The following is a 20,471-nucleotide window of genomic DNA, read 5'->3' as shown; positions in this document are numbered from 1 at the left end:
ACATGGTCATTAAAGCGCAAAGCCCTGCCGGGTTTGCCGAGGAATACATCATCGAGTCCATCTGGAACAATCGCTTTCCTCCTGGATCCATTCTGCCGGCGGAGCGCGAGCTGTCCGAATTGATCGGCGTGACTCGCACTACCTTGCGTGAAGTGTTGCAGCGCCTTGCCCGTGATGGCTGGCTCACCATCCAGCATGGCAAACCGACCAAGGTCAACAATTTCTGGGAAACCTCCGGTCTCAACATTCTGGAGACACTGGCACGTCTCGATCAGGACAAGGTGCCGGATCTGGTGGCACAGCTGCTCTCCGCCCGGACCAACATCTGCACCATCTTCATCCGTGGCGCCATTCGCAACAACCCGGAACAGGCCGCCGAGATCTTGCGGGGTGCCGATGATGTGGAGAACACGGCCGAGGCCTATGCGGACTTCGACTACCGTTTGCATCACCAGCTTTCATTTGCCTCGGGCAACCCCATCTATGCCTTGATTCTCAACGGTTTCAAGGGCTTGTACAGCCGGGTTGGCCGCTACTACTTCTCGGACAAACAGGCGCGGGAAACCGCAGATGCCTACTACAAGACGCTGCGCAAGCTGGCCGAAACCAAGGATCACGAAGCCGTGTTCATGACGGTACGCCAGTACGGCATCGAGTCTGGCAAGCTTTGGACCCGTCTGCGTCAGGACATGCCAAGCAACCTGTGTGACAACTGATTGCCCTGATCCAAGAAAAACGCGCCTGATGGCGCGTTTTTTTATGCCCGGCACTGACGTCAGGTCATGCTCTTGCGGTCCGGACAACGGCCGATGATATCTGCGGATAGCTCGCCATTGTCCTGCTCCAGCACCACATCGAAGCCCCACAGCTGATGCAGATGCTTGAGCACCTCGTGGCGTGACTCGCCAAGGGGGATGCGGTTGTGGGGAACATAGCGCAGGGTCAGGGAGCGATCGCCTTTCACTGCCACGTTGTAGACCTGAATGTTGGGCTCCAGGTTGCTCAGGTTGTATTGAGCGGACAGGGTGCTACGCACCAGTCGGTAGCCCTCTTCATTGTGAATGGCGGACACCTTGAGGTAGTTCTTCAGATCGTCGTCATCGATGGCAAAGAGCTTCATGTCGCGCATCACCTTGGGACTGAGGAACTGGCTGATGAAGCTTTCGTCCTTGAAGTTCTGCATGGCGAAATGCAATGTCTCGACCCAGTTGGTGCCAGCGTAATCGGGGAACCAGTATCTGTCCTCCTCGGTCGGGTGTTCGCAGATGCGACGCAGGTCCGTGAACATGGCAAAGCCAAGGGCGTAGGGGTTGATCCCCGAGTAATACCGGCTGTTGTAGGGGGGCTGATAGACCACGTTGGTGTGGCTGTGCAGTACCTCCAGCATGAAGCGATCGCTGATTTTTCCCTCGTCATAGAGGTGGTTGAGAATGGTGTAGTGCCAGAAGGTGGCCCAGCCCTCGTTCATCACCTGCGTCTGCTTCTGCGGGTAGAAGTACTGACTGATCTTGCGCACGATACGCACCACCTCGCGCTGCCAGGGCTCGAGCAGGGGGGCATTCTTTTCGATGAAATAGAGGATGTTCTCCTGAGGCTCGGCAGGATAGCGCCTGTCTTCCACCCCGGCAATCTTGTGCTGCTTGGGCAGGGTACGCCACAGCTCATTGACCTGGGTTTGCAGATAATCTTCCCGCGCCTTCTGGCGCCGTTTCTCCTCGGCCAGAGAAATCTTCTGGGGCCGCTTGTAACGATCCACCCCGAAGTTCATCAGGGCATGGCAGGAGTCAAGCAGTTTCTCCACCGCATCGATGCCGTGTTTTTCCTCGCACTCGGTGATGTAGTTCTTGGCAAACAACAGGTAGTCGATGATGGAGGAGGCATCGGTCCAGGCCTTGAACAGATAGTTGTTCTTGAAGAAGGAGTTGTGACCATAGCAGGCGTGGGCCATGACCAGCGCCTGCATCGGCATGGTGTTCTCTTCCATCAGATAGGCGATGCAGGGGTCCGAGTTGATGACGATCTCGTAGGCCAGTCCCATTTGGCCGCGCTTGTAGTTGCGCTCGGTGTGGATAAAGCGCTTGCCGAATGACCAGTGTTGATAACCGATGGGCATGCCGACACTGGAGTAGGCATCCATCATCTGCTCTGCAGTGATCACCTCGATCTGGTTGGGATAGGTGTCGAGCCGATAGAATTTGGCGACCCGGGCTATCTCCTGGTGATAAAGCTCCAGCAGATCGAAGTTCCAGTCAGGACCATCGTCCAGCGGCGCTATCTTTCTTGCGGTTTCTACCATATGTGATCCCTCAAGCCGCTTGCTTCTTGAACAATTCCCGGAACACCGGATAAATGTCCTCGACCTTGCGAATGTGCTCCATGGCGAAGTGGGCGTATTGCTCTGCCACCGCCTCATATTCGTGCCACAGGGTCTGGTGGGCGCGGGTAGTGATCTCGATGTAGGAGTAGTAACGCACCCGCGGCATGATGTCGCGCATCAGGATCTCCCTGCACTGGGGTGAGTCATCGGCCCAGTTGTCACCATCAGAGGCCTGCGCCGCATAGATGTTCCACTGGTTGGCGGGAAAACGTTCGTTGATGATGTCGTTCATCATCTTGAGCGCACTGGAGACGATGGTGCCGCCGGTCTCCTGGGAGTAGAAGAACTCGTGCTCGTCCACCTCCTTGGCCTGGGTGTGGTGGCGGATGTAGACCACCTCGACATTCTTGTAAGTCCGGCTCAGGAATAGATAAAGCAGGATATAGAAACGCTTGGCCATCTCCTTGGTAGCCTGATCCATGGAACCGGAGACGTCCATCAGGCAGAACATCACCGCCTGGCTCGAGGGGACGGGCCGTTTGACAAAGTTGTTGAATTTGAGGTCGAAGGTGTCGATAAAGGGGACCGCATCGATCCGTCGTTTCAGCTCCCTGATCTCTTTTTCAAGTTGCGCCATTTCGGCGAAATGGTCGTTGGGCTCGCAAGCCAGCTGGGCCAGGCGCTCCTCCAGTTCACGCAACTGACGTTTCTTGCCTGCCTGCAGCGCCATGCGCCGCGCCAGCGAATTTTGCAGGGAGCGCACCACGTTGATGTTGGCAGGCACCCCGTTGGAGGTGTAGCCGGCCCGATAGGTCTTCATCTCCATCAGCTGGTTGAGCTGGGTCTTTTGCAGCCGCGGCAGCTCCAGATCCTCGAACAGCAAGTCCAGGTACTCGTCCTTGGAGATCTGGAAGACGAAATCATCGACTCCCTCTCCTTGATCCGAAGCCTGGCCCTCGCCACTCCCTTGGCCGCCGCCACCCCCTTTGGGCCGGTCAATCTTGTCACCAGATACGAACTGGTCGTTGCCTGGATGCACCATCTCCCGTTTGCCGCCATGACCCTGATGAAAATGGGGTTCCCCGATGTCCTTGGTCGGGATGCTGATGCTCTCACCCTTGTCCACGTCCTGAATGCTGCGCTTGGAGACAGCATCCGAGACCGCTTGTTTTATCTGCTTCTTGTAGCGGCGGATGAAGCGCTGCCGATTGACAGCGCTTTTGTTTTTGCCGTTGAGCCTGCGGTCGATAAAATGCGCCATAACTCCCCCTTGAACACGGCAGGGTCAGGATGACTTGCGTACCCTGAGATACCACTCGGAGAGCAGCCGCACCTGTTTACGTGTGTAGCCTTTCTCCATCATCCGTTCGACAAAGTTATCGTGCTTCTTCTGCTCCTCAGCCGAGGTTTTGCTGTTGAAGGAGATAACCGGCAGCAGCTCTTCCGTGTTGGAGAACATCTTCTTCTCGATCACGGTGCGCAGCTTCTCGTAACTGGTCCAGTTGGGGTTACGGCCTGCATTGTTGGCCCGGGCACGCAGCACGAAGTTGACGATTTCGTTGCGGAAATCTTTCGGGTTGCTGATCCCGGCAGGTTTTTCAATTTTCTCCAGCTCGCTGTTGAGAGACGCTCTGTCAAACAGCTGGCCGGTTTCTGGGTCACGATACTCCTGATCCTGGATCCAGAAGTCGGCGTAGGTGACGTAGCGATCGAAGATGTTCTGACCGTACTCTGAATACGACTCGAGGTAGGCGGTCTGGATCTCCTTGCCGATGAACTCGACGTAGCGCGGAGTCAGGTAACCCTTGATGAACTCCAGATAGCGATCGTGCAGCTCTTGCGGGAACTGCTCGCGCTCTATCTGCTGCTCCAGCACATAGAAGAGGTGCACCGGGTTGGCTGCCACTTCCGCGTGGTCGAAGTTGAAGACACGGGAGAGGATCTTGAACGCGAAACGGGTGGAAAGGCCGTTCATGCCCTCGTCAACCCCCGCATAATCCCGGTACTCCTGATAGCTTTTCGCTTTGGGATCCGTGTCTTTGAGACTCTCGCCGTCATAGACTCGCATCTTGGAATAGAGGCTGGAGTTTTCCGGCTCCTTGAGCCGCGACAGCACCGAGAACTGGCCCAGCAACTCCAGAGTACCCGGTGCGCATTTGGCCTCGGTCAGCTCGCTGTTGAACAGCAGTTTTTCATAGATCTTCACCTCTTCCGAGACGCGCAGGCAGTAGGGCACCTTGACGATGTAAACACGGTCGAGGAAGGCTTCGTTGTTCTTGTTGTTGCGGAACTGCTGCCACTCGGATTCGTTGGAGTGGGCCAGCAGGATGCCGTCGAAGGGGAGGGCGGAGAGCCCCTCGGTACCGTTGTAGTTCCCCTCTTGCGTCGCCGTCAGCAGCGGGTGCAGCACCTTGATGGGGGCCTTGAACATCTCGACGAACTCCATCATCCCCTGGTTTGCCTTGCATAGCGCACCGGAGTAGGAGTAAGCATCGGCATCATCCTGGGCGAAGTGTTCCAGCATGCGGATATCGACCTTGCCGACCAGGGAGGAGATGTCCTGGTTGTTGTCGTCCCCCGGTTCGGTTTTGGCGATGGCGATCTGATCGAGGATGGAGGGGTTCACCTTCTCCACCTTGAACTTGGTGATGTCGCCGCCAAACTCGTGAAGGCGCTTGGCGACCCAGGGAGACATGATGGGGCGCAGATAACGGCGAGGGATGCCGTACTCCTTCTCGAGGATTTCGCCATCTTCGTCGATGTCAAACAGGCAGAAGGGGTGATCATTCACTGGTGAGCCCTTGATGCGATAGATGGGCACTTTTTGCATCAGGGATTTGAGTTTCTCTGCCAGCGAGGATTTACCGCCGCCAACCGGTCCGAGCAGATAGAGGATCTGTTTCTTCTCTTCCAGACCCTGAGCGGAATGTTTGAGATAGGAGACAATCTGTTCGATGGCTTCTTCCATGCCATAGAAGTCTTTGAAAGCGGGATAACGTGCGACGACGCGGTTGGAAAAGAGACGGCTGAGACGTGGATTGGTCGAGGTGTCGATCATTTCCGGCTCGCCGATGGCGGTCAGCAGACGTTCGGCGGCAGAGGCGTAGCAGGATTTGTCCTGTTTGCACATATCCAGAAACTCCTGGATGCTGTACTCCTCCTCTCTGGCCTTCTCATACCGCTGTTGATAGTGCTCGAAGATGCCCATAACTTAGCCCTCGTTATAGTCGCTTGCCCTGAAAAAGAGTGGATCACTACTTTTGTTCTGTTTACCTCTTAAGCCTAGTCAACAGCCCCCAGTAATCCATCGCCATCATTGGTTTAAGTTTGTGCGGGAGCTTCCCGATCCTCGTGCGGGAAGAAGCAGTAAGTGACATACCTATGTTACTGACTGTTAAATTATTTTTGCCACGACAGTGATGCAAATGTCAAAGACATAAAAAATAAATCTTTGTGTGCCAGAGGGAGAAAATGGTGACGCTCTGTTTTGTCAGGGGGCGGTGCCAGCAAGGGCAAGGGCGGCAGGGAATAGAGGGTAAAAAGACGTGTCGCTTACGTTAACGTAACGTTATTTGTTTGATGCTTTTGCTCTAATTTTTACATTGACGCTACATTCTGGCTGCTCTAGATTGGCCCTGTGTCGAGCAGTCATCGCTTTAGCAAGAGAGTGGGTGATTGTGCAGATACTAAGCTCTGTTTAAGCACGTTTCCGTTGGCTTGACCCTCGCATCCGCGAGGGTCTTATTTTTTCAGCGCCTGAACGGCGCCAAACCTGCAAGCTCAGGATTCGGCGGGATAGAGGGCTGACACCACCGCCAGCACCTCGGCGAAGGGATGGTCCGCCAACTGGCCAAAACCGGCCAGATCCCTGGCCTTGAGACGGGTCGTCAGCGGGGTGGCGATGCCACACAGGAAACGGGTCAGGATCCTGGGATGGCGCTGATGGCACAGGGCGATCAGCGGATCGCACCAGGCGCGCAAACCGTGCTCGTTGGGCAAGCCCGGTGATGCAAGCGGCGGCAACACGGCGATCTCTCCCCGGCAGACGGAACAGTGCCCGCACCGCTCGGGGGCCGCGTCGTCGGCAAAATAGCGGGCAAGCTCATGGCTGAGGCAGGTGGTCGAGGTGAAAAAGGCCAGCAGCGCCTGAAGGCGGGCCAGTTCGCTCTGCTCTTTCTTTTCAAACAATCCATGCAGCTCTTCGGCCAGGGTCGCGGTATCGATTTGCTGGCTCAGCACCCGATAGACCTCGGTCATCTGCTTGCTTTCAAGCTCGATCCAACCCTGCTGCTGCAGGTAGTCCAGCGCCGTCGCGGCGCGCTGGCGTTCCCCCTGGTATCCCTGCCACAGCGCTTCGAAGTCCATGGTGCTCCAGGTGCGCGCCTGGGGTGCGCAGGCAAAGACCTGCTCCAGGAACTGGCGGCGTTCGGAATTGAAACGAGCGAGGATCGCCTGTTTTTCCAGTACGAACCTGAAGCGGTACTCGGCAAAGTAGCTGTAGGCCGGTGCAATGACCCCCGCCATCTCCAGATAGACCAGCAGGGTCTTGAGGGGCAGTTGGCGAATGTTGGTCTCGTTGGAGAGGCGCAGCAGGCTGAATTCCCACTCAGCGCCGCTCTGGCGCACGATATCGAGCAAGTGCGCGATGGCGTCCCTGTCCGGCGTATCCCCATAGACGAAGTTTTCCAGTACCGGCAACTGGGCGCGGCTCGCCAGCACGGTGCAGCGGGAGGGAAGCCCGTCACGTCCGGCGCGGCCTATCTCCTGACTGTAGTTCTCGATGGACTTGGGCAGGTCGTAGTGAATGACCCGGCGAATGTCGGCCTTGTCGATGCCCATGCCAAAGGCGATGGTGGCCACGATGCAGTCGAGTCTGCCAGCCATGAAGTCATGCTGGATCTGGCTGCGCAGGGCGGGATCGAGCCCCGCATGGTAGGCGCATGCCCGGATGCCGCTGGCCTGTAGCTGCGCGGCGCACTGCTCTGCGCTGTGTTGCAGAGTCACGTAGACGATGGTGGGGGCGGCCGGATCCCGGTGCAGCTCCTCGCGCAGCCAGGTATCGCGGGCACTGCCGGCCAGCGGGAGGACGGCCAGATCCAGATTGGGTCTGTAGAAACCGGTGACCACCAGATCGTCCCGGTCGATGGCAAATTTTGCCTGCATGTCCGCCATGACGGCCGGGGTGGCGGTGGCGGTCAGCAACAGCACCTGGGGGATGGCCAGTTCACGGCGATGATCCGGCAGCTTGAGGTAGTCGGGGCGAAAGTTGTGGCCCCACTCCGAGATGCAGTGGGCCTCGTCCACCACCAGCAGTGACAGGGGGATGTGGGCGATGAAGCGGCGAAAGCGCTCATTTTTGAGGCGCTCCACCGAAATCATCAGGATCTTGAGCTGGCCATCGCTGGCCTGCTGCATCACGCGCCGGCTCTCTTCCGCTGTCTGGCTGGAGTCCAGAGTGGCGGCGGCGATCCCCTTGCTGCGCAAAAAGGCGAGCTGATCGTGCATCAGGGCCAGCAGGGGAGAGATGACCAGGGTCAGGTGGGGCAGTGCGAGGGCGGGCAATTGATAACAGAGGGATTTCCCCGCGCCAGTCGGGAAGATGGCTGCGGCGCTCTTGCCGGCCAGCAGACGACTGATCACCGCTTCCTGCCCGGGCCGCAAGCGATCAAAGTCGAAGTGTCGGGTCAATAAAGAGGTGATCATGGCAAGGCTCCCTGAAAAAGGGCGTCATCATATCACTTCTGGCCCAGTGGTGGCCGATGATCGGACTGGTTTGGTGACATTTTGACCGTGGTTGATATTGTGTTATCACATTGTTGTAGATTTTTTGTGAGGTAACCCTGATATTTTTCAGTGATTATGTGGAAAAAAACCATGGCAGATGGGATATTCTTGTCCGCAACCCCACGCGAACGGGACAGATCCACCAGAAGAGCTGCCCACGGCGTCACCGTCAACGGACCGGTGCCAATGCGCGGGGCTGGTTGCCAACAGGACTAATGATTCACGCACCATGAGTGCACAGGGACTACTTGATGACACAACAACACCCCCTCATTCGACTGGTCAACAGCACCAGTCTGGTTAGCCAGATCCTAGTCGGTCTGGTATTCGGTATCCTTCTTGCGATGTTCATGCCCGAGTGGGCCAAGGCGGCGGGTCTGCTCGGCAGCCTGTTCGTCGGCGCCCTGAAGGCCGTGGCGCCGCTGCTGGTCTTCGTGCTGGTGATGTCGGCGATCATCGGCCACAAGCAGGGTCAGAAGACCAACATGAAACCGATCCTGCTGCTCTATGTGCTGGGTACCTTCCTGGCGGCTGCCGTGGCAGTGGTGGCGAGCTTCCTCTTCCCCTCCAACCTGCATCTGGTGGCAGGCGCTACCGAGATCACGCCGCCGGGGGGCATCACGGAAGTGCTGCAGACCCTGCTGTTCAACGTGGTGACCAACCCGGTGAAAGCACTGCTGGAAGCCAACTATATCGGCATCCTGGCCTGGGCCATCGGCCTTGGTATCGCCATGCGTCACGCCAATGAGAGCACCAAATCACTGATTTCCGATGTGTCCCACGGGGTTTCCGCCATCGTCAAGGCCGTGATCCGTTGCGCTCCACTCGGCATCCTGGGCCTGGTTGCCTCCACCCTGGCTGAAACCGGCTTCGATGCGCTGTTTGGCTATGCCCAGCTGCTGGTGGTACTGATCGGCTGCATGCTGTTCATCGCCTTCGTGGTCAATCCGCTCATCGTCTTCTGGAAGATCAAGCGCAACCCCTATCCCCTGGTGCTGACCTGCCTGAAAGAGAGCGGTGTGACCGCCTTCTTCACCCGCAGCTCCGCCGCCAACATTCCGGTCAACATGGCCCTGGCCGAGAGGCTGCGCCTGCCGGAAGACACCTATGCGGTCTCCATCCCGCTGGGGGCCACCATCAACATGGCCGGCGCCGCCATCACCATTACCGTGCTCTCCATGGCGGCGGTGCATACCCTGGGGATGGAAGTGGACATGGCAACCGCCATTCTGCTCTCCGTCGTCGCCACCATCAGTGCCTGTGGCGCTTCCGGTGTGGCGGGCGGCTCCCTGCTGCTGATCCCGCTGGCGTGCAGCCTGTTCGGTATCAGCAACGACATCGCCATGCAGGTGGTGGCCGTTGGCTTCATCATCGGGGTGTTGCAGGATTCCGCCGAAACGGCCCTCAACAGCTCCACCGACGTGCTGTTCACTGCGGCCGCCTGCATGGCCGAGGATGAGAGCCTGCTGGATGCCGCCCCGGTCCCCAGCCGCGAAGCTTGATCCCCTCAGACTTTCCGCTCTGCACAGGCGCCCTCTTCGGAGGGCGCTTTTTATTTGCGCGCGCGTCAGGCGCCCTGCACCTTCTCGCCGTGTCATGGCACTGACAGTGCTCGGATCCCCCTGTGTGATTTCCCGGGAGGGGCCCGTTGGCCGCCTTACGTGTTCTCGCCACCGCCAACAAGCCATTCCCTGTACCCGCGTGCCCGGCACTGCATTCGGCAGGGCATATCGGGCTGTTTGTGCTGTCAGCATGGCGGCCTGTGGCATCCCCTCTGGTGACCGAAGGGGTCATCTGCTCTTCGGACGCTGTACGGGAAGCCCGGTCAAGGCCCTCTCGGCGGTTTGCCTGCGCCCTGTGGCCGGTATTTTCCTTGAATGCCTTGAAGAAAGGCTCAATTGGGTGGGGATCTGGGCTCTCTGGGCTAAACCCCGAAGATCGGGCGTTCCTGGTAAGGACAAGGGCTCTGGTGTTCTGTCTGGCAAGGCAAATGGCGTGCGGCAGATGACGGGATAACGCAGCACGCCTTGGTCGTGTGCCATGGGGAAAGGAATATGAGCGGCAAGCTGTCACCAAGGGGAAAGAGAGTGGATGAAAGGGCTGTCTTTGATCTGAGGGGCTCTGATCATCTGAGTCCAGTGTCTGATGATCATAACGAACACAGCCCGGCAGAGGAGATCTGCCGGGCTGTGGGAGGCGCCGGGCCAGATGCTGGCCCGACGGTATCGCAGGAAGGCTTAGCCGACCAGTTGATAGAGGATGGCGGAGATGGCGATGAGGCCCATGGTCGCCACGAAGACGTTGCTGATCTGACCCTGGTATTTCGCCATGGCCGGAACGCGCTTGATGGCGTACATGGGCATGAGGAACAGGATGGTGGCGATGATGGGGCCACCCAGGGATTCGATCATCCCGAGGATGGAGGGGTTGATCACGGCCACGCCCCACAGGGTCAGGATGAAGAAGGCGATGATGAACAGCTCCACTTTCTTGTGGTTCGGTGCCTTGCCGGAGCTGCGCATGTTCTGGACGATCATCCCTTTCAGACCTTCACGGGCACCCAGATAGTGGCCGAAGAAGGAGGAGACGATGGCCACGAAGGCAACCAGCGGACCGAAGTAGGAGATGATGGGGCTCGCATGCTGGTTGGCCAGGTAGGAGAGCACGGCGATGTTCTGGGACTTGGCTTCTGCCAGCTGGGCCGGCGTCAGGCTCATCACGCAGGAGAAGACGAAGAACATCACGAAGCCCAGCAGAATGATGGCGGTGCGCTTGAGGATGGCGTCGGACTTGGCGACGGCATGCTCACCGTGATCACGGCGCTGAGCCAGGGCGAAGCTGGAGATGGCCGGGCTGTGGTTGAAGGAGAACACCAGCACCGGGATGGTCAGCCACAGGGTGGTGGCGAAATCCTTGGTGCTCGGCATTTCATTCAGGGCCGCACCGGTCCAGTCCGGGATCAGGTACAGGGAGATGCCCGCCAGAATGGCGATGAGCGGATAGACCAGGAACTCGGTCACTTTCAGCATCAGCTTCTCGCCAGCCAGCATCACGGACATCATGGCCATGATGAGCACGATGGAGAGGATCCAGCGCGGGGGCGGCGTCATCTGCAACTGGTTGACCAGGAAGCTTTCCACCGTGTTGGTGATGCCCACGCCGTAGATCAGCACGATGGGGTAGATGGCAAAGAAGTAGAGCAGGGTGATCAATTTACCGGCACCCACGCCGAAGTGCTCTTCCACCACCTGGGTGATGTCGGCATTGGGCTGCTTGGAGGAGAGCACGAAGCGCGCCAGACCACGGTGTGCCAGGTAGGTCATGGGGCCGACCAGCAGCGCCATCACTACCAGCGGCCAGAAGCCACCCATGCCGGCGTTGATGGGCAGGAACAGGATACCTGCACCGACGGCGGTACCGAACAGGCTGATCACCCAGGTGGTGTCTTGTTTACTCCAACCGCGAGATTGGACCGAGCTGATTCCTTGCTCCTGTGCGGCTGCAACATCCTGTGCGCCAGTGACAGTATTGGACATGTGTCTCACCCCGAATGTGTGGTTTTAATTAGTCGGCGCAAGAATACTTTCTTTTTAATCAAAAATGTTGATCAAATTCACCTTTGTGCGGCTAAAACCCGTACTTTCTTGTAGAAATGTGATCAAAAGAATAAAAAATCAAAACTTATTTATCAAATGCAGTGTTATTTGAATGTTAACTGGATAATTTCCCACCTCATCATGTTGTCGAAATGTTATGTCGAGATGTGTTGGGCAAGCTGGCGGATCATGCTGGCAGTGGCCCCCCAGATGAAAGATTGCTCCCAAGGGATCCAATAGATGGTGTGACGTCCGTCCGCCCTTGGCAGGCTCAGGGCTATGTGCTGCCCCGGATCCAGCACGTGGGCGAGGGGGACTTCGAAGGCCTGGGCCACCTCGTCCTGGCTCAGGGTCAGCCCGTAGCCTGGGTCGAGCATGGCGAGGACCGGCAGCACATCGAAGCGTGAGACGGTATTGAGAGGGGTGAGGCTGCCGATGATCCGGATCTGGGAGGGGGGAATGCCAAGCTCCTCCTCGGTTTCCCTGAGCGCGGTGTGAATGAGGTCCCGGTCTTCCGGGTCCTGGCGCCCGCCGGGAAAGCTGATCTGCCCCGGGTGGTGGCGCAGGGCGGCGCTGCGGCGCGTCAGCAGCAGGTGCAGGCCCTCGGGGCGCTCCACCAGGGGGATCAACACGGCGGCAGGTTTGAGCCCGGCCAGTGCCAGGCGATGGGCGGGGGCGGGGCGCTGCAGCAAAAAGCGGGTCAGCAGCTCGGCACTCGTCATCTCCATGGGTCTCCTTGTGTCGGCCCCGCAGGGCCGGATGGGGTCAAAGGGCATCGAGCAGTGGCAGGATGCGGGCCACCTTGTCGTAGGTCTCCTGATATTCGGCGTCGGGATCGGAGTCGGCGATGATGCCGCCCCCCGCCCAGCAGTGCAGCTGACCGGCTTCGGCGATCAGGGTACGGATGCAGATGCTGGTATCCATCCTTCCGTGCTGACTCAGATAACCGATGCTGCCGCAGTAGGCATTGCGCCGCACCGGTTCCAGCTCCTCGATGATCTCCATCGCCCGGATCTTGGGAGCCCCTGTGATGGAGCCGCCGGGGAAGCAGGCCCGCAGCAGATCCACTTCTTGCCAGCGCGCATCCAGTTCTCCGTGAATGGTGGAAACCAGATGATGCACCGCCGGGAAGGATTCCACGGCAAAGAGGTGCGGGACCGTGACCGACCCCGGCCGGCTCACCCGGCCGATGTCGTTGCGCAGCAGATCGACGATCATCAGGTTCTCCGATCTGTCCTTGTCGGCGCTGGCGAGCGACTCGGCCACCCTGGCATCCTGGGCGGGATCAGGGTGGCGAGGACGGGTGCCCTTGATGGGCTTGGTCTCGATATGGCGCTTGTCGAGCAGCAGGAAACGCTCCGGGGAGAGGCTCAGAATGGCGCTGTGCGGCAAGCGGACAAAGGCGGAGAACGGCGCCTTGTTGGCGGCGCTCAGGGCGAGATAGGCGGACCATTCATCCCCCTGATAAGGGGCGCTGAAGCGCTGGGTCAGGTTGATCTGGTAACAATCCCCCGCCGCCAGATAGGCCTGGATACGGGCAAACTTGTCTCCGTATTCGGCCCGCGTCATGTTGCTCTGCCAGGGGCCGGTCAGGCGAAGGGGGAGGGTGGTTCGTTCGCGCTGCGCCATCAGCCAGTCGAGCCTGCGGGCGAGGCCGGCTTCATCACCCCAGTGGGCCAGTTGCCAGTGTCCCGTCGCGACATTTCGCAGCAGCGCCCAGTCGTAGATCCCGACCGCCATGTCGGGCACCTGGATGTCCTGTTGCGCCACTGCGGGCAGACGCTCGAATCGTCGGCCCAGATCGTAGCCAAAGAGTCCCAGGGCTCCCCCGATAAACGGCAATCCCGAGTCATCCTCAACGCGCTCCCCAAGCAGGGCTTGCTGGGTCTTGGCGAGCAGGGCGAGGGGATCGCCGTCATGATGGTGCTGGTGGTTATCCTGGGTGAGGCAGGTGCTGGTACCCCGGGTTTCCAGGGTGGCAAGCGGATCGGCGCTGATGATGTCAAAACCGTTGTCAGCCCCCAGGGGGCCGGCGGATTCCAGCAGGATGGCCCAGGGTTGGTGTTGCAGGCAGGCAAACCAGGTGTGGAGCGAGGCCTGCGGGTCGAAATGGTGGATATGCAGTCTTGGTTTCATTTTTTGTTACATAGGCAACAGTTTGCGCCCGGCTCCCTAGCCGGTTCGGGTGGTCAAGCGTATCATGGCCGCCGGCATTTTTAAGAAAAACACCGTTATAAAAACACGCCGCAGTCTGCCGGCTCCAGGTGCATTTGCCACCTGCCGAAGGCCCGGCTCATATGGAAGCCCTTGCTCGCGCAAGCGATAACAAGGACCAGTGAGGATGATATGAGCATCATTAGAAAACAGGACTTTATCGATTCCATTGCTGACGCCCTGCAGTACATCTCCTTCTACCACCCCCTCGATTTCGTGCAGGCCGCCAAGGCCGCCTATGACCGCGAGATCAACCCGGCCGCCAAAGATGCCCTGGCCCAGATTCTGATCAACTCCCGCATGTCTGCCGAAGGTCATCGCCCGCTCTGTCAGGACACCGGTATCGTCACCTGCTTCGTCAAGATCGGCATGCAGGTACAGTGGGACAGCGACATGACGGTCCAGGAGATGGTGGATGAGGGCACCCGCCGCGCCTATACCAATCCGGACAACCCGCTGCGCGCCTCCGTGCTGGCGGATCCGGCCGGCAGCCGCAAGAACACCAAAGACAATGCCCCCGCTGTCGTGCACATCGACATGATCCCGGGCAACAAGGTGGAAGTGAGTATCGCGGCCAAGGGCGGCGGCTCCGAAAACAAATCGAAGATGGTGATGCTCAATCCCTCCGACGACATCGTGGAGTGGGTACTCAAGACGGTGCCGACCATGGGGGCTGGCTGGTGCCCGCCCGGCATGCTCGGCATCGGCATCGGCGGCACCGCCGAGAAGGCGGCGGTGCTCGCCAAGGAAGCTCTGATGGAGCACATAGACATCCAGGAGCTGATTGCCCGTGGTCCCGAGACCACCGAAGAGAAGCTGAGGGTCGAGCTCTATGACAAGGTCAATAAGCTCGGGATCGGTGCCCAGGGGCTGGGCGGCCTGACCACGGTGCTGGATGTGAAGGTGAAATCCGCACCGACCCACGCCGCCTCCAAGCCCGTGGTGATGATCCCCAACTGCGCCGCCACCCGTCACGTGCATTTCGAACTCGATGGCTCCGGCCCGGCGGAGCTGACACCCCCCAGGCTGGAAGACTGGCCGGAGATCACCCGTGAGTCCGGTGGCAATGTGCGCCGGGTCAACGTGGATGGCATCACCAAGGCAGAGCTTGCCAGCTGGAAGAGCGGTGATACCGTGCTGCTCTCCGGCAAGATCCTGACCGGCCGCGACGCCGCCCACAAGCGCATCGCCGACATGCTGAAAAAAGGTGAAGGACTGCCGGAAGGGGTCGATTTCACCAACCGCTTCATCTATTACGTGGGCCCGGTCGATGCGGTGCGTGACGAGGTGGTCGGCCCGGCTGGCCCCACCACGTCCACCCGGATGGACAAATTCACCGACATGATGCTGGGAGAAACCGGCCTCATCGGCATGATCGGCAAGTCCGAGCGCGGCCCCAAGACGGTCGAGAGCATCAAGCAGCACCAGGCTGTCTACCTGATGGCGGTGGGCGGCGCCGCCTATCTGGTGGCGAAAGCCATCAAGAAGGCGCGCGTGGTGGCCTTTGCCGATCTGGGGATGGAGGCCATCTACGAGTTCGAGGTGGAAGACATGCCGGTCACCGTGGCGGTCGACTCCCAGGGCAACAACATCCACGAGACCGGCCCGGCCTACTGGTCCGCCAAGATTGCCGAGCTGGAGACCAAGCTGGCTTGATCAATCGGACTTCGATGCAAACGGAGAGCGATTAGCCCCCGTACAGCAGCATGTTGAAAGGCGACCCTCGGGTCGCCTTTTTTACGGGCCCCATTTGACGGTCTGGGCCTGAGCAAATTTACTGCTGCTGTGCTGCTGTGCTGCTGTGCTGCTGTGCTGCTGTGCTGCTGTGCTGCTGTGCTGCTGTGCTGCTGTGCTGCTGTGCTGCTGTGCTGCTGTGCTGCTGTGCTGCTGTGCTGCTGTGCTGCTGTGCTGCTGTGCTGCTGTGCTGCTTTGTCTTTGTCGTCATGGCATCCCGGGTCGGAAGCCTGGATAACCCGGTGGGCAATGCCGGCGCATTGGCTGTTACGCCGAAGGGGCGATCAGTGGTTCAGGTAGATATCCTGGCCGCCGTAGCTCAGTGCCCCACCCAGAGGGGTTGAGGGCTCGAAGAAGCGGGTCAGGACACCGGCACGTTGGCCCAGGGTGCTCAATGTGCTCCGGTCCAGGGCGACCTGTTCGGGCAGCCAGGTCAGCACGGCGGCGCAGTGACCATTGATCAGGCTCTGCTCCAGCAGGCGCTGCCAATTCTTGATCTTGGGGGCGTGCACGACAAGCACCCTGGCAGGATTGATCCCTCTGGCCTGCAATTGCGCGGCGGCGGGCAGACCGGGCGGGGCGACGAGCAGGATCCAGCCACTGTCAGACTGACTCAGTTGCCCCAGGGCATCCAGCAGCGGCGCTTCCTGATGGAGAGGGCCGCGCCGCTGCTCTTGTCCCATCTTGCTCTGATGGCGAGTGGGCCAGGTGGTGATCAGACCGGCAGAGGAGGAGGGGGGGCAAAGATTCAGGGGCTGGCTCATATGTCGTTCCTGTATGAATAACCATGCTGTATGCACATACAGTAGTTCTGTTCGCAAGGAGTGACAAGTCATTTGTGGCTAAAAGTGTGAGCCGATTAACAGGAGATGACTTTAACTACATGATTAAAAAGGATATTTATATCTTCCTTATACAGGGTGTTTTTTAACCTGTAGACAAACTTCGGGTCGGCGCTCATGGTTATACAGTCCTGTATAGGGAGAGGAGGGAGCGAGATGGACGTTAGTACCTTGCAACGACTGGATGCGAACATTCTGCTCGGGATCATCAACGAGAAGCTGCGGCTGGAGTGTGATGGTCTGGAAGAGCTGCTGGCTTACTACGATATGACAGAAGATCAGCTGGCTACCCGTCTGCAACAGATCGGGTATCACTACGACCCTATGAGCAATCAGTTCAAGGCACATGGTTAATTGAAATCAAAGGGTGCTCCGATTGGGGCATCCTTTTTATTACCTGACGAGGGGGTGTGAATTGAAAGCGCTTTCAATTTCTCCCTAGTCGGCGGTTATTTTCACGTATTTTCAGTCACAGGCAATCATTGAAAACCTATTCATGAAACTATCTTTTTTGTTTTCTTATATCACTATGATTTAAAACGAAATTTATATTTCATTCAGGCTGGCTCAAGGAAAGGGTTTTCATGGTGAAACTGTCATTTTTATGCGTTAAAGTGTGACTCACGTTAACTTTTAAACCCTTGGCTTTAGCTAGTATGCCCCCGCCGGAGCATATTCTGAGATAACAACAGCGCCGGTCCACCCGATGGGATGACATTTTTTATTTGTAACGAAGGAAAATGGTTTATGGCTACCAAGAAGAAGACAGACCAGGATCTCCAACTGGATAAAGATCAGCTCAAGGCGAGTATCGTGCGTCACCTGCGTTCTACCTTGGGTACAAGCGAACAGAAAGCCTCTCCGGATGCCTGGTGGAAAGCGACCGCTGCCGCCGTCAATGAACAGGTGTACGAGCGCCTGACCCGTACTCAGCAGGCTCACTTCAAGAAAGATACTCGTGCGATTCACTATCTCTCTGCTGAATTTTTGATGGGGCGTTTGACCTCCAACAACCTGCACAACCTCTCCCTCTACAAAGTCTGTGAAGAGGCGCTGGGTGAACTTGGTCTGGAACTGACCGATCTGTGTGAACAAGAGCCTGACATGGCCCTTGGCAACGGCGGCCTGGGTCGTCTGGCTGCCTGCTTCATCGATTCCCTGGCCACTCTGAACTACCCGGCGGTGGGCTATGGCATCCACTACGAGCACGGCCTGTTCCGTCAGGAAATTCAGGATGGCCGTCAGATCGAGCGTCCGGACTCCTGGCGCGAATATGGCAACCCCTGGGAGATCTGCCGCCCGGAATCGGTGCAGGAGATCCCGCTCTACGGCTACGTGGAGACCGTCTTTGGTGACAAGGGTGGCCTGAAGAAGGTGTGGCACGCCGGTCGCAAGATCAAAGGGGTGCCCTGGGACATTCCGGTGGTCGGCTTCGGTGGTCACACCGTCAACATCCTGCGTCTGTGGGAATCCCGCGCCTCCGAGTTCTTCGACTGGGACGTGTTCAACGCCGGTGGTTATATCGACTCCCAGGCCGAGAAGGCCCAGGCCGAGACCATCTCCAAGGTGCTCTACCCGAACGATGAGACCGACGCCGGCAAGGAGCTGCGCCTGATCCAGCAGTACTTCTTCTGCGCCTGCTCCATCAAGGACATCATGCGTCGCTACAAGCGGGTGCATGGCAGTGACTTCAGCAACTTTGCCGCGCAAATCGCCATCCAGCTCAACGATACCCACCCCACCGTGGCCATCCCCGAGCTGATGCGCGTGCTGGTGGACGAAGAGGGGCTGAACTGGGATACCGCCTGGGGCATCTGCTATCAGGTCTTCTCCTACACCAACCACACCCTGCTGCCGGAAGCGCTGGAGAAGTGGTCCGTCAGCCTGTTCGAGAAGGTACTGCCCCGTCACCTCGAGATCATTTATGAAATCAACGCCCGCTTCCTGAACGAGCTGGTGGAGCCCAAGTGGCCGGGCAACGATGCCATCAAGGCCAAGCTCTCCATCATCGAAGAGGGTGACGTGCGCAAGGTGCGTATGGGCAACCTGTGCGTCATCGGCTCCTCCAAGGTGAACGGTGTGGCCGAGATCCACTCCAAGCTGGTGAAGGAAGATCTCTTCCCCGAGTATGCCGAGCTGTGGCCCGAGAAGATGTGCAACGTCACCAACGGCGTGACTCCCCGTCGCTGGCTGCTGGCCTGCAACCCGGAACTGGCCGAACTCTACAACGAGGTAGTGGGCAAGGAGTGGCCGCTGCAACTGGACAAGCTGCGCAGCGTGGTGAAGTTTGCCGACGACAAGGCGTTCCAGCAGCAGTTCATGACCATCAAGCGCCACAACAAGGAGAAGCTGGTCAAGGTCATCAAGGCGGAAACCGGCATCGACGTGAGCGCGGAGGCGATCTTCGACGTCCAGATCAAGCGTCTGCACGAGTACAAGCGCCAGCAGCTGAACCTCATCCACATCATGGCGCTCTACCGTCGCCTGCTGGCGAACCCGGACTATGACATGCATCCGCGGGTGTTCATCTTCGGCTCCAAGGCGGCGCCCGGCTACAAGCTGGCCAAGGACATCATCTACGCCATCAACAAGCTGGCGGAGCGGGTCAACAACGACGCCCGTATCCAGGGCAAGCTGAAAGTGGTGTTCATGCCGAACTACCGCGTGAGCCTTGCCGAGAAGCTGATCCCGGCGGCGGATGTCTCCGAGCAGATCTCCACCGCAGGTTACGAAGCATCCGGTACCGGCAACATGAAGATGGCGCTGAACGGTGCCATCACCATCGGGACGCTGGATGGAGCCAACATCGAGATCGCCGAAGAGGCGGGTGCCGAAAACTGCGCCATCTTCGGTCTGAATGTGGACGAGGTGAAGTCCCTGAAGGCGCGCGGCTACAACCCGTATGACTTCTACTACGCCAACTCCGAACTGAAAGCCGTGCTGGACTGGTTTGATACCGACTACTTCACGCCGGGTCGCCCGGGGGAACTCTCCTCCATCAAGCGTTCCCTGCTGGAAGGGGGAGACCCTTACCTGACCCTGGCCGATTTCGAGTCCTACTCCGAGACGCACAAGCTGATCGACGCCTGGTACCGGGATCCGGCCCTGTGGGCGAAGAAAGCCATCATCAACTCGGCCACCATGGGCAAGTTCAACTCCGACCGCTCCATCCAGGATTACGTAGACCGGATCTGGAAACTGACGAGCTGCAGCGTCGGTTGATGTCTGCTCCTGTGAAAAACCCCGCGATGCGGGGTTTTTTTTCATCTGTCGGGCTGAGGGAGGCTCAGGGCCTGTCGACCACCCGGGTGTCCGCCGGCACCCGTTTCTTGCCGGTGATCATCGCCCTGACGAGATCGCCCCGTACCAGGCGATCCAGGGCGATGACGGCCAGCACATGGACGAAGATGGCCACCTGCAACCCCTTGGCAAAGAACTCGTGGATCTCTTCCATGCGATGGGTGCCGGAGAGCGGCCCGTATTCGGTCATGATCCCGCTGGCGGCGGTGCCGACAAGGCAGGTCAACAGCAGCAGTATCATCAAGGACCCCAAAGGATTGTGACCGGCGTAGTAGGGGTGGCGCCCCTTGATCGTCTCCTTGAGATAGGTGATGACGCCGGCCGGTGTCGGCAGCCACTGGGCGAAGCGGGCATGATAGGAGCCGATGAAACCCCATACGATGCGCAGTACCAGCAGTCCTGCCAGCGCATATCCCGCATAGCGGTGGTTGCGCGCTCCCTCTTCAAGGATGAAGAGATTCAGCACGCACAACAGCACAGTGGCCCAGTGAAATCCCCTGACCACCGGATCCCATACCTTGATTTCACGGTTGTTCTGCATCGTCTTTCCCATGAGGTGATCCCCTTGTCGTGATGTCCATGATCATCGCCATCGTCAGCCATGGCTGCGTGATGGCCGTTGTCAGCATCATGGAGGTGATTTCTTAAGTGCGAGTTAATGTCGCCGTGATGTCACGGGTAGGG

The 20,471-nt window shown here is 58.7% G+C and carries 15 protein-coding genes; 5 read left to right on the top strand and 10 right to left on the bottom strand.

Annotation, left to right across the window (positions count from 1 at the left end):
- The first annotated feature begins 2 nt into the window (after nt 1-2).
- Entirely contained in the window at nt 3-716 is a 714-nt protein-coding gene (gene fadR / locus C2U37_RS20735) for a fatty acid metabolism transcriptional regulator FadR (protein WP_010674906.1), read from the top strand.
- A gap of 59 nt (nt 717-775) precedes the next feature.
- Here fadR and C2U37_RS20730 read toward each other — a convergent pair whose 3' ends face one another.
- From C2U37_RS20730 to C2U37_RS20715, 4 genes are all read right to left on the bottom strand, one after another.
- On the bottom strand, nt 776-2,296 hold the full coding sequence (locus tag C2U37_RS20730; RefSeq protein WP_039040868.1) for a SpoVR family protein: 1,521 nt from the start codon (nt 2,294-2,296) through the stop codon (nt 776-778).
- Nucleotides 2,297-2,306: 10 nt separating this feature from the next.
- Complete coding sequence (locus C2U37_RS20725) at nt 2,307-3,578, bottom strand: YeaH/YhbH family protein (RefSeq protein ID WP_053288418.1); 1,272 nt, start codon at nt 3,576-3,578, stop codon at nt 2,307-2,309.
- A gap of 24 nt (nt 3,579-3,602) precedes the next feature.
- Nucleotides 3,603-5,525, bottom strand: coding sequence for a PrkA family serine protein kinase (locus C2U37_RS20720; protein WP_010674903.1), 1,923 nt, complete (start codon nt 5,523-5,525; stop codon nt 3,603-3,605).
- A gap of 572 nt (nt 5,526-6,097) precedes the next feature.
- Nucleotides 6,098-8,020, bottom strand: a complete 1,923-nt coding sequence (locus C2U37_RS20715) for a RecQ family ATP-dependent DNA helicase (protein WP_104452980.1) — start codon at nt 8,018-8,020, stop codon at nt 6,098-6,100.
- A gap of 332 nt (nt 8,021-8,352) precedes the next feature.
- Between C2U37_RS20715 and sstT the strand changes: the two genes are divergently transcribed.
- On the top strand, nt 8,353-9,603 hold the full coding sequence (gene sstT / locus C2U37_RS20710; RefSeq protein ID WP_010674901.1) for a serine/threonine transporter SstT: 1,251 nt from the start codon (nt 8,353-8,355) through the stop codon (nt 9,601-9,603).
- A 735-nt stretch (nt 9,604-10,338) separates the two neighbouring features.
- Here sstT and C2U37_RS20705 read toward each other — a convergent pair.
- The 3 genes from C2U37_RS20705 to pabB form a co-directional block, all read right to left on the bottom strand.
- Nucleotides 10,339-11,637: a serine/threonine transporter gene (locus tag C2U37_RS20705; protein ID WP_029314600.1), complete on the bottom strand. Its 1,299-nt coding sequence runs from the start codon at nt 11,635-11,637 to the stop codon at nt 10,339-10,341.
- 215 nt (nt 11,638-11,852) lie between these two features.
- Entirely contained in the window at nt 11,853-12,419 is a 567-nt protein-coding gene (locus C2U37_RS20700; protein ID WP_104453290.1) for a CoA pyrophosphatase, read from the bottom strand.
- A 43-nt stretch (nt 12,420-12,462) separates the two neighbouring features.
- Nucleotides 12,463-13,833 carry an aminodeoxychorismate synthase component I gene (pabB, locus tag C2U37_RS20695; RefSeq protein ID WP_050498229.1) on the bottom strand — a complete coding sequence of 457 codons (1,371 nt, stop codon included), beginning with the start codon at nt 13,831-13,833 and terminating at the stop codon, nt 12,463-12,465.
- A 210-nt stretch (nt 13,834-14,043) separates the two neighbouring features.
- On the opposite strand from pabB, the gene C2U37_RS20690 reads away from it, so the two are divergent.
- A complete protein-coding gene (locus tag C2U37_RS20690; protein WP_010674897.1) occupies nt 14,044-15,567 on the top strand; it encodes a fumarate hydratase in 1,524 nt (507 codons plus the stop codon).
- Between the two features lie 118 nt (nt 15,568-15,685).
- On the opposite strand, the gene C2U37_RS24745 is transcribed toward C2U37_RS20690, so the two are convergent.
- Both C2U37_RS24745 and C2U37_RS20685 read right to left on the bottom strand, forming a co-directional pair.
- Complete coding sequence (locus C2U37_RS24745) at nt 15,686-15,856, bottom strand: hypothetical protein (RefSeq protein WP_158656291.1); 171 nt, start codon at nt 15,854-15,856, stop codon at nt 15,686-15,688.
- Nucleotides 15,857-15,929: 73 nt separating this feature from the next.
- A complete protein-coding gene (locus tag C2U37_RS20685) occupies nt 15,930-16,409 on the bottom strand; it encodes a cell division inhibitor (protein WP_104452979.1) in 480 nt (159 codons plus the stop codon).
- A gap of 234 nt (nt 16,410-16,643) precedes the next feature.
- Between C2U37_RS20685 and C2U37_RS20680 the strand changes: the two genes are divergently transcribed.
- Both C2U37_RS20680 and C2U37_RS20675 read left to right on the top strand, forming a co-directional pair.
- Nucleotides 16,644-16,841 (top strand): DUF4250 domain-containing protein, encoded by a 198-nt coding sequence (locus tag C2U37_RS20680; RefSeq protein WP_005323525.1) that lies wholly within the window; start codon nt 16,644-16,646, stop codon nt 16,839-16,841.
- Between the two features lie 393 nt (nt 16,842-17,234).
- A complete protein-coding gene (locus tag C2U37_RS20675) occupies nt 17,235-19,709 on the top strand; it encodes a glycogen/starch/alpha-glucan phosphorylase (RefSeq protein WP_104452978.1) in 2,475 nt (824 codons plus the stop codon).
- A gap of 64 nt (nt 19,710-19,773) precedes the next feature.
- Here C2U37_RS20675 and C2U37_RS20670 read toward each other — a convergent pair whose 3' ends face one another.
- Complete coding sequence (locus C2U37_RS20670; RefSeq protein WP_080770075.1) at nt 19,774-20,340, bottom strand: cytochrome b/b6 domain-containing protein; 567 nt, start codon at nt 20,338-20,340, stop codon at nt 19,774-19,776.
- Nucleotides 20,341-20,471: the final 131 nt, after the last annotated feature.

The organism is Aeromonas sp. ASNIH1 (assembly GCF_002934285.1).
In the GTDB taxonomy this organism is placed as follows: domain Bacteria; phylum Pseudomonadota; class Gammaproteobacteria; order Enterobacterales; family Aeromonadaceae; genus Aeromonas; species Aeromonas caviae.
Note: the sequence above shows the minus strand (reverse complement) of the source record. Positions and strands in the feature narration are given on the sequence as shown.

Bases quoted from the DNA above. Each gene is read 5' to 3' on its own strand.
- fadR (WP_010674906.1), top strand. From the start codon at position 3: ATGGTCATTAAAGCGCAAAGCCCTGCCGGGTTTGCCGAGGAATACATC.
- C2U37_RS20730 (WP_039040868.1), bottom strand. From the start codon at position 2,296: ATGGTAGAAACCGCAAGAAAGATAGCGCCGCTGGACGATGGTCCTGAC.
- C2U37_RS20725 (WP_053288418.1), bottom strand. From the start codon at position 3,578: ATGGCGCATTTTATCGACCGCAGGCTCAACGGCAAAAACAAAAGCGCT.
- C2U37_RS20720 (WP_010674903.1), bottom strand. From the start codon at position 5,525: ATGGGCATCTTCGAGCACTATCAACAGCGGTATGAGAAGGCCAGAGAG.
- C2U37_RS20715 (WP_104452980.1), bottom strand. From the start codon at position 8,020: ATGATCACCTCTTTATTGACCCGACACTTCGACTTTGATCGCTTGCGG.
- sstT (WP_010674901.1), top strand. From the start codon at position 8,353: ATGACACAACAACACCCCCTCATTCGACTGGTCAACAGCACCAGTCTG.
- C2U37_RS20705 (WP_029314600.1), bottom strand. From the start codon at position 11,637: ATGTCCAATACTGTCACTGGCGCACAGGATGTTGCAGCCGCACAGGAG.
- C2U37_RS20700 (WP_104453290.1), bottom strand. From the start codon at position 12,419: ATGACGAGTGCCGAGCTGCTGACCCGCTTTTTGCTGCAGCGCCCCGCC.
- pabB (WP_050498229.1), bottom strand. From the start codon at position 13,833: ATGAAACCAAGACTGCATATCCACCATTTCGACCCGCAGGCCTCGCTC.
- C2U37_RS20690 (WP_010674897.1), top strand. From the start codon at position 14,044: ATGAGCATCATTAGAAAACAGGACTTTATCGATTCCATTGCTGACGCC.
- C2U37_RS24745 (WP_158656291.1), bottom strand. From the start codon at position 15,856: ATGACGACAAAGACAAAGCAGCACAGCAGCACAGCAGCACAGCAGCAC.
- C2U37_RS20685 (WP_104452979.1), bottom strand. From the start codon at position 16,409: ATGAGCCAGCCCCTGAATCTTTGCCCCCCCTCCTCCTCTGCCGGTCTG.
- C2U37_RS20680 (WP_005323525.1), top strand. From the start codon at position 16,644: ATGGACGTTAGTACCTTGCAACGACTGGATGCGAACATTCTGCTCGGG.
- C2U37_RS20675 (WP_104452978.1), top strand. From the start codon at position 17,235: ATGGCTACCAAGAAGAAGACAGACCAGGATCTCCAACTGGATAAAGAT.
- C2U37_RS20670 (WP_080770075.1), bottom strand. From the start codon at position 20,340: ATGGGAAAGACGATGCAGAACAACCGTGAAATCAAGGTATGGGATCCG.